Source organism: Burkholderia sp. MR1-5-21 (assembly GCF_053427715.1).
Genome location: NZ_JBSAXD010000062.1, coordinates 1 through 13492 on the forward strand (window position 1 = coordinate 1; position 13492 = coordinate 13492).

The 13492-nt window shown below is 66.0% G+C and carries 11 protein-coding genes; 9 read left to right on the plus strand and 2 right to left on the minus strand.

Features of this window, described 5'->3' with window-relative positions; all coding sequences use genetic code 11:
• The 3 genes from ACV229_RS39940 to ACV229_RS39950 all read left to right on the plus strand — a co-directional run.
• On the plus strand, window positions 1–932 hold a 932-nt coding region (locus tag ACV229_RS39940; RefSeq protein ID WP_448088552.1), incomplete at its 5' end, for a DUF6396 domain-containing protein.
• A gap of 42 nt (window positions 933–974) precedes the next feature.
• Window positions 975–1238: a PAAR domain-containing protein gene (locus ACV229_RS39945; protein ID WP_448088553.1), complete on the plus strand. Its 264-nt coding sequence runs from the start codon at window positions 975–977 to the stop codon at window positions 1236–1238.
• A 493-nt stretch (window positions 1239–1731) separates the two neighbouring features.
• The gene (locus tag ACV229_RS39950) at window positions 1732–3717 is read left to right on the plus strand and encodes a gamma-glutamyltransferase family protein (RefSeq protein WP_448088554.1); all 1986 of its coding nucleotides are present in this window, start codon (window positions 1732–1734) and stop codon (window positions 3715–3717) included.
• Between the two features lie 63 nt (window positions 3718–3780).
• On the opposite strand, the gene ampC is transcribed toward ACV229_RS39950, so the two are convergent.
• Window positions 3781–4953 carry a class C beta-lactamase gene (ampC, locus tag ACV229_RS39955; protein WP_448088555.1) on the minus strand — a complete coding sequence of 391 codons (1173 nt, stop codon included), beginning with the start codon at window positions 4951–4953 and terminating at the stop codon, window positions 3781–3783.
• A gap of 324 nt (window positions 4954–5277) precedes the next feature.
• Between ampC and ACV229_RS39960 the strand changes: the two genes are divergently transcribed.
• From ACV229_RS39960 to ACV229_RS39980, 5 genes are all read left to right on the plus strand, one after another.
• Window positions 5278–6039, plus strand: coding sequence for a hypothetical protein (locus tag ACV229_RS39960; protein ID WP_448088556.1), 762 nt, complete (start codon window positions 5278–5280; stop codon window positions 6037–6039).
• Window positions 6040–6349: 310 nt separating this feature from the next.
• The gene (locus tag ACV229_RS39965) at window positions 6350–7600 is read left to right on the plus strand and encodes a metallophosphoesterase family protein (RefSeq protein WP_448088557.1); all 1251 of its coding nucleotides are present in this window, start codon (window positions 6350–6352) and stop codon (window positions 7598–7600) included.
• 3 nt (window positions 7601–7603) lie between these two features.
• A complete protein-coding gene (locus ACV229_RS39970; RefSeq protein ID WP_448088558.1) occupies window positions 7604–11074 on the plus strand; it encodes an AAA family ATPase in 3471 nt (1156 codons plus the stop codon).
• 148 nt (window positions 11075–11222) lie between these two features.
• Window positions 11223–11747 carry an HD domain-containing protein gene (locus ACV229_RS39975; RefSeq protein ID WP_448088559.1) on the plus strand — a complete coding sequence of 175 codons (525 nt, stop codon included), beginning with the start codon at window positions 11223–11225 and terminating at the stop codon, window positions 11745–11747.
• A 59-nt stretch (window positions 11748–11806) separates the two neighbouring features.
• Complete coding sequence (locus tag ACV229_RS39980; RefSeq protein ID WP_448088560.1) at window positions 11807–12454, plus strand: DUF429 domain-containing protein; 648 nt, start codon at window positions 11807–11809, stop codon at window positions 12452–12454.
• Between the two features lie 395 nt (window positions 12455–12849).
• Here ACV229_RS39980 and ACV229_RS39985 read toward each other — a convergent pair whose 3' ends face one another.
• A complete protein-coding gene (locus ACV229_RS39985; protein ID WP_448088561.1) occupies window positions 12850–13287 on the minus strand; it encodes an ATPase in 438 nt (145 codons plus the stop codon).
• On the opposite strand from ACV229_RS39985, the gene ACV229_RS39990 reads away from it, so the two are divergent.
• Window positions 13277–13492, plus strand: a 216-nt coding sequence (locus ACV229_RS39990) for a hypothetical protein (RefSeq protein ID WP_448088562.1), incomplete at its 3' end; no start/stop codon positions are given. The genes ACV229_RS39985 and ACV229_RS39990 overlap by 11 nt on opposite strands.

Sequence of the window (13492 nt, forward strand, 5' to 3'; positions counted from 1 at the left end):
GAAAAAGAAGCTTGCAAAAGGCGTTGGGTCCATACATGCACGAAGGGGTAAAACTTGGAAGCGCAAAATGCGCGAACAGCTTGGCTCCTGAGTTCGACGGCCTCAACCTTGCTGACGGCACCAACCTCGTGGGCCACATCGATAAGGCACGCGCTCAGCGTTACAGCAAACTCGGTGATGCACTCGAGTTTTATCAGGGGCGCCTGAAATTGCCGAACCTCGACAAGGTGCTGCCGCTTCCTCCAGCACCATTGCCAAAATGGGACGGCAATGTGCAGAGCCTGATCGACGCCGCCAAGGCTGTGACGTTGCCGCCCGCACCGCAGAAGGGTGCCTCCTTGCAAGGCCGCGAATTTGTCCCGTACGGATATGGCGTGTCCCCGCTGTCGGAAAGCACGATCGCGGTTGCAGGCAACCAGATCGTGCCTCGCGATGGCTACTGGTTGGCACTCTATGGTCCAGCATCGGCTGACAAGGCTCAATTGCCTCCAGCCAGAAAGAACACTCCTGAGCGTTATCAGGCAGGCGAACGTTTCGAAGCGTCGCCTTTCGACTGGATCACCGCCGACCAGGTGCAATGGCACTATCTCGGCGAGGCGCATGTGTTGCCCCCGCAGCGGAGCGATTTCCTGAAACACATGATTGATTCAGGATTCATACGTGAGGTTGCCGCGCCCATCGCGCCCGTTCGCTGCAATGGAAAACAACGTTGCCCGCAAGCCGGCATCTGGGAAGGCAGCGTTGCCAGTGATCACCCGGCGGCTGTGCTGTACAACCGCTGGGACCAGCAGGCCTTTGTCGAACAGGGCGCGTCTTTTCCTCACCCCTGTGATCGCTTCATCGACATCGCGTCGGAAGACGTGCAATGGAAGTATCTGGGCAACCCGAATGCCGAGACCGGCATACCAGGCATTCGCGCGATAGGTCTATAAAAACGCCGGGCATACCGCCGCACTCAACTAAGGAAAAGAACAATGGTTCGTCAGGTCATTGTGGTGGGGGACGCGCTGACTCCGCACGGTGGTTTTGTCGCGACAGGTTCGAACGCCGACATCGTGGAAGGCAAACCGGTCGCTCGTAAAGGCGACACGGTGGAGTGCAACGAGCCTGGCACGCAGACTATTTCCGAGGGCGACGAATCGGGTATGGTCGGCGGCAGCCCGGTGGCATTGCACGGACATCGCGCAACCTGTGGATGCACATTGGAAAGCCGGGGCAAGACGATCACCATGTCTTGACCGAAAGGCTGATCGATTCGGCTCGACATCCTTTCCGCGCTGGTCAATCGAATGATGTCTGGATTACATACGAAAGCGCTGCCGGAAGCATTCCGCTCCTCGCAGGCCCGGAGCAGTGCATTATTCGCCGTCCTTGAAAAGAAGTGGCCTGACCTGTGTCGATGCAATTGCTACGATCGCGATGAGCATATTCCTGCAAGTGCTCGGCGAGCGCATCGACGCGATGGAGCGCCCGTTCGCGCGGGGCGCGTGCGGCAACACCGCGGGCAGGCGTCGTCGCGCTTCGTAGTGAACGGATATGCAGACGCGGCGGGCTCGCCGGCTGAAATCGCACGCATTTCGATCGATTCTGATATTGCGTCGAACCCGCCGATAATTCCCGATTGCGAAAAAAAATCGCTTCATGGGAATATCGACCGCATTGCCTGCCGGTAGAGAGCGGTGCGGGCAATTCCCCGGGTCACGCAACGACTGATCAAAGCGAAAAAATTCAATGAATAAACACGCGATATTCCCGTATGCATCCGTGCTCCTTGCTGCCACCTTGATGACGGCATGCGGGGGCGACATCGACAACGACCAGGGCAATGTCACGCAGCCTGTGCAGGACGTGAGCTGTCTCGCGGTCGACAACAGCGGTTCGACGGTCGTGGTGGGTTCCAGCCAGCCCGGCGATCCGTCGCTGCCGGAACCGTCGTCGGGTTATCGCACCGGGTTGAAGCCCGTCTACGCGAAGACGTACATGGTGGCGACCTCGAATGCATACGCGAGCGCGGCCGGCTGCGCGGTGCTGAAGAAGGGCGGCACCGCGGCCGATGCGGCGGTGGCCGTCCAGGCGGTGCTCGGGCTCACCGTGCCCGAAGCGACCGGCCTCGGGTCGGGTGGCGTGCTGCTCTACTACGACGCGCGGACGAAGACGGTCCAGGCATACGACGGCCGCGAGACGGCGCCGGCCGCGGCCACCGAGAACTACCTGCGCTACGTCGACGACCAGAGCGATCATTCGGCGCCGCAGCCGAACGCGCGCGCGAGCGGCCGCTCGATCGGCACGATCGGCGTCCCGCGGCTGATCGAGGCGCTGCAGCAGGATCACGGGAAACTGGCGTGGAAGGATCTGTTCGGCGACGCGATCTCGCTCGCGTCGAACGGATTCCCGATCGGCGGCCGCCTCGCCGACGCGATCGTCGCGAATGCGTCGAACCTGAAGCGTGACCCCGAGGCTGCCGCGTACTTCCTGAATGCGGACGGATCGCCGAAGGCGCTCGGCACGGTGCTGAAGAATCCGGCCTACGCGCAGACGCTGACGTTGATGGCGCAAACCGGCGCGAACGCGCTGTACACGGGGCCGATCGCGCAGGACATCGTCGCGAAGATCGCGACGGCGAAGGGCGCCGACGGCTCGACGATCACGCCGGGCAAGACGACGGTGGCCGATCTTGGCGCGTACCAGGCGAAGCGCCGCGAGCCGGTCTGCACGACCTACCGGACCTACTGGGTCTGCGGCATGCCGCCGCCGTCGTCGGGCGGCATCGCGGTTGCGTCCGCGCTCGGCATCCTCGAGAACTTCGATCTGAAGTCGATGAAGCCGACGGCGATCGACCTCGAAGGCGGCAAGCCGACGGTCGCCGGCGTGCATCTGGTGACCGAGGCCGAACGGCTCGCGTATGCGGACCGCGACAAGTACGTGGCCGATACCGACTTCGTGCCGCTGCCCGGCGGCACCTGGGATACGCTGCTCAACAAGCCGTATCTGAAGGCGCGTGCCGCACTGATCGACGTCAACCACAGCATGGGAACCGCGCAGCCCGGCAATCTCGGCGCGGTGCCGCTCGGCGTCGACACCACGCTGATCGAGCACGGCACGAACCAGTTCACGATCGTCGACGGCGACGGCAACGTGCTTACCGCGACGACGACCGTCGAGTCGAGCATGGGATCATTCCACATGACGCACGGCTTCCTGCTGAACAACCAGCTGACGGATTTCTCCGCGAATCCGACCGACAGCGCCGGCAATCCGGTCGCGAATCGGCTGCAGCCCGGCAAGCGGCCGCGGAGTTCGATGGCGCCGACGATGGTGTTCCGGATCGCCGCGGACGGATCGAAAGGCGATTTCGTGATGGCGACGGGTTCGCCGGGCGGCGGCACGATTCCGCAATACGTGGTGAAGACGCTCGTCGGCACGCTGGACTGGGGACTCGACGCGCAGCAATCCGCCGGGCTGGTGGACTTCGGCGCGAGCAACAGCCCGACGACCACGATCGGCGGCGAGCATCCGAACGTCAACACTGCGAACAATGGCGCGAACGATCCGCTGATCTCGGGGCTGATCGCGCTCGGTCACAAGGTGTCCACGTCGGCGCAGACGAGCGGGGTCAACACGGTGATGCGCGTGCAGGTCAACCAGCAGCCGGTGCTGCAGGGCGGTACGGATCCGCGCCGGGAAGGCGTCGTGCTCGGCGATACGTTCACGCCGTGATGCGGTCCGCGTGCGGCGCTCGTGGTGCGACGGGCGCCGCCGCGTCGTGTGTGGGCGCGATGGTCATTGCCGCCCGTCGGCAATCGACATCAGAATCCGGTACGCGGCGCGTACCCTGTCCTCGATCGGGAAGTTCCTGTTCGCGAGCATCACGATCCCCGGCCGCTTTTCGGGAATGAACGCGACGTATGTGCTGAAGCCGTTTGTCGAGCCGGTCTTGTTGATCCAGACGTCCTGCAGCGGCGTCCGGGGCGGCGTGATGCCGGTCGTCGGCGTCGCATCGAAGATCATCTTCGGCGCGTTCCCGTCCAGCAGTGTCGCCAGCGTCGCGGGGTACGGGTATTGCTCCCAAATCAGATCCTGGGTCATCGGTCCCGCCTGAAAATAGCCCGTGTGCGTACGCAGGATCGCGCGCCGGACGTCGCGGCCCGGATCGATCAGCGCCATGTTCGCCTGCACGAAACGAAGCAGATCGGCGGCTGTCGTCCTGACGCCGTATGCCTCCTGCGACAGCATGCCGGGCGTCATCCGGATGGGCGCGCCGTCCTTCGTGTAGCCCTGCGCATAGTCCGCCATGCTGGTTTCGGGCACGTCGATGTAGCTGTGCGTCATGCCGAGCGCGGGGAACAACTGCCGTTCCATCAGCGTCGTGAAATCCCGGCCGATGGTTTTCGCTGCGATCATGCCGAGCGTGCCGATGCCGACGTTCGAGTAGGTTCGACGCGTGCCGGGTGCGTAAGCGGGCCGCCATGTGTTCAGATACCGGATCAGTTGATCGTTGTCGCGGATGTCGTCCGGCACCTGCAACGGAAGGCCGCCGGCGGTGTGCGTGCCCAGATCGACGAGGCGCACGTTGCCGAACGGGCTGCCCTGCAGCGCGGGCAGGTACTTGCCCGCCGGATCCGACAGCAACAGGTCGCCGCGCACTTCGGCATACGACGCGAGTGTCGCGGTCAAGGTCTTGCTGACGGAGCCGATTTCAAACAGCGTGTCGCCGGTCACCGGTTTTCCGGTTTCCGTCGACATCACGCCGTAGTCGAACACGTAGGGCCTGCCGTCGGCAACGATGCCGATCGCCATGCCGGGAATGCGGTACGTCGCCATCGACGGTGCGATGGTCCGGCTGACGGTGTCGCCGATCCGGTCTTGAGGAACGTCGGCCGCGTGGCTGACTGATGTCGCTGCGCACACGGCAGCGAAGAATGTCGCGATGAAGCGTCTTGCGATGAATGGCATGTGCCGAATCCTTCGATGTCTGACGGTTGAATGACGAGATGGGCAGGCATCGCCGATGCAGGACTATCCGCCGTTTGCCGACGCCGGACAAACGAGGAGTTTTTTCATGAGTTGAAAGAAAATCTTATGGACGTGCGAGGCGGCGCTCGAGTCCGACGCGCGCGCCATGCTTAAATAGCGAGGCCTGCCGCGATCGGGGCCTGCATCGCGACTCCGGTTGACGGGAAGCCGGCACGTTTGAACGACTTCGTGACGACGCACGACACCAACATGCCGCACCGGCACGTCCGGCGTGGCCCGATAACATTCCGAGGCTTCACGATCATGACCATCCTGTTCCGGCTTCTCGCGCTCGTGTGCGCGCTCTGGCTTGCCGCCTGTGCTCCGCCTCCCCCTCCCCCTCCTCCTCCGTCTCCGGCGCCGGACGCCGGCGTGCGCCACGGGCTCGGCACCGCGTGGGGAGAGTCGGTGCGGTCCGAGACGCGCGAAGTCGCGTTCGAGCGCGCGAATCCGACGACGCCGACCGACGTCGTGTCCGTCTACTACAACGATGCGCTGCCGGGCCGTCCTGCGGCGGCGGTGGTGCGCAAGCTGCCGACGCGCGTCGCGCTCGCGAGCGGCGACGTCGTGCTGTCGTTCGCGGACGAGCGCGGCAAACCGATGCCTGTCGCGCGCAGCAGTGGCCGCTGGCACATGGCGGGGGTCGAAGGTTCGCGCTACTCGATCGTGCTGCGCAACCAGGGCGCCCGCGCGTACGAGGTGGTCTCGACGGTCGACGGGCTCGACGTGCTGTCCGGACGCCCCGGCAGCTACAACCGCGGCGGATACGTGCTCGATCCGGGCCGCACGCTGACGATCGAAGGGTTCCGCAAGAGCCGGGACGAAGTCGCGGCGTTCCGCTTCGCAGCGGTGCCTGACAGCTATGTGGCGAACTCGGCATACGGCGACTCCGCGAACGTCGGCGTGATCGGCGTTGCGCTGTTTGCGCAGAAGGTGTCGGACGAGGACGCGCTGCGCCGCAATGCGAATCCGTTCCCGGGCAACGACACGCGCTTTGCGCCGCCGCCCGTGCCGCGCGGAGAGTGACGGGCTGACTGGCTACGGTGGCGCGAAGCATTCGCGCGGAACGCGCGCGGCGGGTCCGTCTCGAGGCCTCCACGCGTCGGGGGAGGTCGTCGACCGGAAAGGCTCTACACTGTCGCCGTTCAATGGCGACCGATGCTGCGCATTGACCACTACAATTTACCGGTTCCGGAGTTGCCGCCCGGACGACCCGGCTGCTGCGGCTGGCGGTTTCGCGGGTCCGAAGCGTGCCGCCGCCGCGCGCATCGCTCGGCCCGGCGGCCGTCCGCCGGCATCTCCTGCGCCCTACCCGATACGTATTTGAGGAATCGTCGTGAAGTTCATCCACGCGGCAGACATACACCTTGACAGCCCGCTGCATGGCCTGAGTGCCTATCCCGATGCGCCGGCCGCGCAGCTTCGCAATGCGTCGCGCGAGGCGCTGCGGCAGCTCGTCGACCGCGCGATCGACGAAGAGGTGGCCTTTCTCGTGATCGCCGGCGATCTGTACGACGGCGACTGGAAGGACCACAACACCGGCATCTTCTTCAGCCAGCAGATGGGGCGTCTGCGCAAGGCGGGCATCCGCGCGTTCGTTTTGTGGGGCAACCACGACGCCGAGAGCGAGATGACGAAGAAGCTGACGCTGCCGGACAACGTCACGGTCTTCAGTCACCGCAAGCCGGAAGTCCACGTGCTGCCCGAATTCAACGTCGCGCTGCACGGACAGAGCTTCAAGGACAAGGCGATCGTCGACAACCTCGTGCTCGGCTATCCGGAGCCGGTGCCCGGCCACTACAACATCGGCGTGCTGCATACCGCGCTCGAAGGCTATGCGGCCCACGCGAGCTATGCGCCGTGCACGCTCGCGGAGCTGCACGCGAAAGGCTACGACTACTGGGCGCTCGGCCACGTCCACGAATTCCAGCAATGGTCGGAGCGGTCCACGATCGTGTTTCCGGGGAACCTGCAGGGCCGGCATATCCGCGAGACCGGGCGGCGCGGCGCCGTCATCGTCAACGTCGAGAACGGGCACACGCACGTCGAGCGTCTGTATCTGGACGTGCTGCGCTGGGAAGCCGTGTCGGTCGATGCGTCCGACTGCGCGTCGGTCGCGGACCTGTCGCGCAAGATCGGCCAGTCGCTCGAAGCGCTGCTGTCGGTCGACGGCCACGTGCCGCGCGCGGTGCGCGTGACGGTGACCGGGCAGACGCCTGCGCATGGTCTCTTCTTCGGACGCGCGACGCAGTTGCGCGCGGAAGTGCTGAACCAGATCGGCATCATCGGCAACGAGCGGCTCTGGCTCGAGAAGGTCAAGCTCGCGACGTCCGCCATGGACGTGTCGGACGGTGCGAGCGAGCAGCTCGAAGCGCTGGAAGACCTGAAGCAGATCCTCGCGGCGGCGGCGCACGATCCCGAGTTCCTCGCGCTGCTCGAGCGCGACCTGCGACCGTTCGTCGGAAAGGTGCGCAGCGAGGTGAAGGAGGAGGCGCCGCTGCTCGGGCTCGTCAGGTCCGGCGAGCTGACGGCACTGGTGCAGCAGGTCGGCCCCGCGCTGCTGGCGCGTCTGGCCCGGGGAGAATGAGCGATGCGCATCAAGCAACTCGATCTGATCAAGTACGGCAAATTCACCGACGAAACGCTGCGGTTTCCGCAGGCGGTGAACGATTTCCACGTGATCGTCGGCCCGAACGAAGCCGGCAAGTCCACGATCCGCACGGCCGTATCGGAACTGCTGTTCGGCATGAAGCTGCAGACGCCGCTCGATTTCCTGCACAGCACGCCGGAGCTGCGGATCGGCGGTGTGCTGCAGAGCAGTGGCGGCGAGCTCGCGTTCCATCGCGCGCGCGGCCGCAGTCCGCTGCGCACGCCCGCCGACGAGAAGCTGCCGGACGATTACCTGGCGGCCGTCCTCGACGGCGCGAGCAAGGAATTCTTCGAGCAGATGTTCGGGCTCGATCACGGGCGGCTCGTCGAAGGCGGCAGGAGCATTCTCGACGCATCGGACAAGCTCGGCCAGGTGCTGTTCGAATCGGCGGCCGGCGTCGGCAGTCTCGGGCCCGTGCGCGAGGAGCTCGAAACGCGCTCGGGCGAACTGTGGGCGCCGCGGCGCAGCGGCAGCGCGTTTGCGTTGGCCGAGGCGGCGTTCAATGAAGCGGTGGGCGAACTGAAGGCGGTGCAGGTTCGCACGCGCGACTGGGTCGAGCGCAAGGACGCGTGCGAAGCGGTCGAGCAGGAAATCGAGCGCTTGCGGGCCGAACAGCGCCGGCTCGAATCGCTGCGCTCGAAGCTCGAGCGCGTGCGGCGGCTCGCGCCGTATCTGAAGGAGCTGACGGTCAAGGAGGCCGCACTGGCCGAGCTCGGCAACGTCGTCGACATGCCGCCGACGGCCTATGCGGATCTGCTGAAGGCGCAGGGCGATCTCGCGGCGGAGCAAAAGGTGCTGGAGGAGCGGCGCGCGGATCTGGCCGGCAAGCGGCAGGCGCGCGACGCGATCGACGCGGACGTCGACGCGCTGGCGCTCGCGGGCGACATCGACGCGCTCGACACGCTGCGCAGCGCGTGCGCGAACCATCCGCAGGACCTGCTGTTGCGCGAGGCGGAAGTCGAACGTCACCTGTCGGCCGCGTTCGGTGCGGCCGCCCAGCTCGGCTGGCCGGCGGACGAAACGGCGCTGCGCGCCGCACTGCCGAAGGCGCTGTCGCTGAAGACGGTCACCAACCAGCTGCGCGACCATGGTGCATTGCATCAGGCGTTGATCGGCGCGCGCGACGCACTCGAGGAAAAGGCGCGCGAGCACGCGCAGCTGGGCGATCGGCTCGACACGCTGTCGACCGTCGACGTGCCGGAAGCACTCCGATCAGCGCTTGCCGACGCACAGGGATTCAGGAGTAGCGGGCAGCGGGAGCAGGCGCTCGAACGCGAAGTCGTGGCTGCCGGGCGTGCGTTGCAGGACGCGCTCGACGGACTTGGACAATGGCGCCGGCCTGTGGAAGTGCTGCGCACGCTCGATCTGCCGTCCGCGTCCAGATTGGCCGCGTTGCTGCAAGAGGACAGCGAGCGGGCGAGCATGGTCGCCGCGGCGCGCGAAGCGCTGGAGAACGCGCGGGAAGAACTCGAGCGGCTCGAGCTGCAGGAAAAGCATTTCACCGAGAACAACAAGGTCGTGACGACCGCGGACGTGCTGTCTGCGCGTGCGCGCCGCGACGATGCGTGGAGCGACGTCAAGCGCGGGACCGTCAGTGTCGAAGCCGGCGCGCCTGCCGTCGACGATGCGATTCGCCTCGCGGACGAGCTCGTCGACTCCCGGCTCGGCACCACGCAGGCGGCGGCGACGCTGCAGTCGCTGCGTCAGCAGGTCGAATCGGCCCGCGCGAACCTGACGCGCAGGCAGGCCGCATTGAGCGAACGCGAGCGCGAGCTGTCCGCCGGCCGTGACGCGTGGGCGCAACTCGCGGCGGCAGCCGGCGTGCCGGGCATGCCGCTTGCCGACATGAACGACTGGCTGGCAAAGCGCGACGCGGTGATGACCGCGCAAGCGACATTCGCACGCCTGCAGCACGAGTTCGACGAGACGCGCACTGCGCGCGCCGGGGCGCAGGCGGCACTGCTGGCCGCGTTGCGAACGGTCTCGCGCGGGAACGAAGCCGACGGGCTTGCGGCGCTGGTCGTCACGGCCGACTCGTTCGTGCAGTCGGCGGAAAAATCGATTGCGCAGAAGGGCTCGCTCGAGGACCAGGCGCGGCAGGCGGAACGTGGATGCGCGGGCGCGCAACTGAAGGTCGATCACGCGCAGGCGGCCTACGACGCGTGGCAAGTGCAATGGCGCGACGCGCTGGCAGACGCGAAACTCACCGCGAGCGCCGTGACGCTCGCCGCGGCGGAAGGTGCGGTCGAACTGGCGAACGCGGTTGCGGCGGAGCTCGCCGAAGCGGATGCACCGCGGAACCGGATGGCCGCGATGCGTGCCGATCTCGCCGCGCTTGAGTCCGGCGCGCGCCGGCTTGCCGAAGCGCTCGATCCCGCGTGGCTGACGGCCGGTGACTGGCTCGACGTGGCGCGCCGGCTGACGGTGCGTCTGTCGGCCGCGAAGGAAACCGCGAGAGCGATCGAACGTGCCGACGACGCGATCCGGCATGCGGAGGGCAAGGTGGCGGACGCGGTTGCGACGGTCGCGGGCGCGGACGCGCGGATACAGCCGCTTCTTCAGCTGGCCGGCGTGGATTCGGTCGATGCGGCGCTGCCGCTTGCCGAGCGTTCCGATCGGCGGCGCGAATTGCTGAAGGCGATCGGCGCGGCGCAGGAGGCGCTCGTCCGGGACGGTGACGGTCTGTCGCAGCAGGCGATCGAGGCCGAGGTCGCGGAGCAGGATATCGCCGAGGTGCCCGCGCGCCTCGAGTCGGTGAAGCAGGAGCTGGGCGACGTCGGCAAGCGGCTGAACGAATGCGCGCAGACGCAGGTGGTGGCCGAGCAGGCATTCGGCGCGATCAGCGGCCAGGCGAGCGCGGCCGTGGCCGAGGCGAAACGGCAGGAAGCGCTGGCATCGATGGGCGATGCCGCCGAACAGTATCTCGAGGCGGCGACCGCGAGCCGGCTGCTGAAGTGGGCGACGGACCGCTATCGCGACCAGAAGCAGGGGCCGATGCTCAGGCGCGCGGGAGAAATCTTTGCGGGGCTGACGCTCGGCGAGTTCGCGCGGCTCACGGTCGATACCGAAAGAACGCCGCCCGCGCTTTCCGCGCGGCGCACGAAAGGCACGGCGGTCGACGTGACCGGAATGAGCGAGGGCACGCGCGACCAGTTGTTCCTGGCGTTGCGTATCGCGGCGCTCGAATTGCAGCTCGCGAACCGGATGGCGCTGCCGTTCGTCGCCGACGACCTGTTCATCAATTTCGACGACGCGCGATCGCGGGCGGGGCTCGAGGCGCTGCGAGACCTGTCCACGCGGACGCAGGTGCTGTTCCTCACGCACCACGATCATCTGCTGCCGATGGTGAAGGACGTGTTCGGCGAACAGGTCAATGTTGTCGCGCTGCAGCGGGAGCCGGCTGTCGCGTAGCTTCGGGCGGGTGACGTTCCGGCCGCACGGGTGCGGTGGCACGTGCGGGCGGGCCGTCATCGCCGCGTATGCGGCATCTGCGAGAATGGGCTGGTGCACGGCTGGCCGGACCGCCGGACCGGCGGGGCCGGCCACTCAGGGGAGAATCATGAACAAGCTGGTAGCAGCCATTGCGTTCGCGGCGGACAGGCATCGCAATCAGCGACGCAAGGACGGCGACGCGTCTCCGTACATCAACCATCCGATCGCGCTTGCCGACGTGCTGGCCAACGAGGCCGGCATCGAGGACGAGCGCGTGATCGTCGCCGCGGTGCTGCACGACACCGTCGAGGACACGGAGACGACCGAGCAGGAGCTGCTGCGCCTGTTCGGCAAGGATGTCGCGGACATCGTGATGGAGGTGACGGACGACAAGTCGCTGCCGAAAGACGAGCGCAAGCGTCTCCAGATCGAACATGCGGCGCAGATCAGCCGTCGAGCGAAGCTCGTGAAGCTCGCCGACAAGATCTGCAACCTGCGCGACATCGCACACCATCCGCCTGCGGACTGGCCGCTCGAACGGAAGCAGGCGTACTTCGACTGGGCCAAGTCAGTCGTCGATCGCATGCGTGGCGTGCATCCCGGGCTCGAGGCGATCTTCGATGCCGCGTACGACGCGCGGCCGTCGGCCTAACCATGCCGGCGAAGCGGACGGCGTCCGGCGCCGCGCACCTAGGGGCTGCGGCATCGGCGATGCAGGCCGTCGCGGGCGTCGATGTCGGCGGAAACAGGAAGCAATGCGATCTCGTGATCCTGAGGGGCACGGCGATCCTGTATCGCGCCGAGCGGGTCGCGCCGGAGGCGCTGCTCCCGCTGTGTCTCGAACATGATGTCGTGGCCGTGGGCGTCGATTCGCCGAGCCGATGGTGGGCGGGCGACGGTCACCGGCCGGCCGAACTTGCGCTGGTGCGCGAGCGGATTTCGTTGTTCTCGACGCCGGCGCGGGAACGGGCGCTTGCCAATACGACGGGCTTCTACGACTGGATGTTCACCGGGGAGCGGGTCTATCGCGCGCTGGCCGATGCGTATCCGCTTCTGAGTGCGCCCGGCTATGCCGGCGGGCGCGTGAGTTTCGAGACCTATCCGCATGCGATCACATGCGCACTGTTGGGCAAGGACGTTGCGTCCGCGAAGCAGAAGCGCGTGCAGCGCAAGCAATTGCTGGCCAGCCTGGGAATTGACGTCGCGACGCTGACTTCCGTCGATGCACGAGACGCCGCGCTCTGCGCGTTGACGGCGCAGTTCGTGCTCGATGGACGCGCGTGCGCTTATGGCGATGCGGAGGGCGGATTCATACGAGTGCCGATGGCGAGCGCGAGTGCCGGTCGTATTGCGACGTAGCTTGGTCCGAGCAGGCGCGCGCGATGGCGTCGATTCGGTCTGTTCGTGTCTGTTGATGCGCAGCGGCCAGCACTGGCCGGCATGTTGAAGGCAGTTGTGTTCCGGGACGGCGTACCGTGCGAGTCCGGATCTCGTTTTTGAATCGGCGCGATGCCCAGGCGTGAGGAAGGTGAGCTTTTACGGGAGGCGCGTCGATATATGTGGCGAGCGGCGAAACTGTACCGGACCATTCGTGCCGTCGCATCGGCAAGGGCAAGCTGAAGCAGTCATGCCTTCCCGTTGAAGTCGCTGAGACTGCGATGCTGGAGACGTGTTGCCGTATAGCCGGCGCGGGTAGTGGGTGCCGCTTGCAAAGTGAAGTCCGCTCACTATGTTGCAGCGGCACGCCCGGCAGTTCAATTGTCGAGGAGGGATGGGGGCACGTCTGCGGGATCAGGATCCTGCGCTTGTTCGTAACTTGCCTCTGCGTCGTCGACCATGAAGGCGGCCACGTCGATCAGCTCGTCCAGGCGCTGCAGCAACGCGTCGCGCCATTCCGCGTCTTCGTCGCGTACCGGCGTCTTGTCGAGCTGCTCGATGATCGATTCGGCCGTCTGCAGGAAAGGGATCGCCTGCTGATAGTTTTCGATGGACGCCATGGCCGCGTTTCGCGCGCCGACCAGCCATTCCCGATAATCGTCTGCCTGCTCGGATTGGCCACCGATGCGAGGCAACACGTCTGAAATGCGTTGCAGGAGAGTCGGGACCTGTTCCTCCAGCATCGTGGCGCGCTGGCGCAGTGCCGTGTATTCGGCGCGGAGGTCGGCTTCGTCGGATTGGGCGGTGCTGTCCATCGTCGGTCGTTGTGCGTGGTTCGATCGCGGCATGATACTCGACAGTGCGCTTCACCTTCATCCCATGAACGGGTTCCTATATATAGAGTCGAATTTACGTGCATGTGTGAATGCCCTCGGCAGGTGTCGCGAGATTGGCTTCATCTACATAAAAGCCCCCGTGCGCGGCAGCGCACGGGGGCTTTTAAATTTATTTCACCAACCC

Excerpts from the sequence above, each read along its gene's own strand:
- ACV229_RS39945 (WP_448088553.1), top strand. The coding sequence starts at position 975 with ATGGTTCGTCAGGTCATTGTGGTGGGGGACGCGCTGACTCCGCACGGT.
- ACV229_RS39950 (WP_448088554.1), top strand. The coding sequence starts at position 1,732 with ATGAATAAACACGCGATATTCCCGTATGCATCCGTGCTCCTTGCTGCC.
- ampC (WP_448088555.1), bottom strand. The coding sequence starts at position 4,953 with ATGCCATTCATCGCAAGACGCTTCATCGCGACATTCTTCGCTGCCGTG.
- ACV229_RS39960 (WP_448088556.1), top strand. The coding sequence starts at position 5,278 with ATGACCATCCTGTTCCGGCTTCTCGCGCTCGTGTGCGCGCTCTGGCTT.
- ACV229_RS39970 (WP_448088558.1), top strand. The coding sequence starts at position 7,604 with ATGCGCATCAAGCAACTCGATCTGATCAAGTACGGCAAATTCACCGAC.
- ACV229_RS39975 (WP_448088559.1), top strand. The coding sequence starts at position 11,223 with ATGAACAAGCTGGTAGCAGCCATTGCGTTCGCGGCGGACAGGCATCGC.
- ACV229_RS39980 (WP_448088560.1), top strand. The coding sequence starts at position 11,807 with ATGCAGGCCGTCGCGGGCGTCGATGTCGGCGGAAACAGGAAGCAATGC.
- ACV229_RS39985 (WP_448088561.1), bottom strand. The coding sequence starts at position 13,287 with ATGGACAGCACCGCCCAATCCGACGAAGCCGACCTCCGCGCCGAATAC.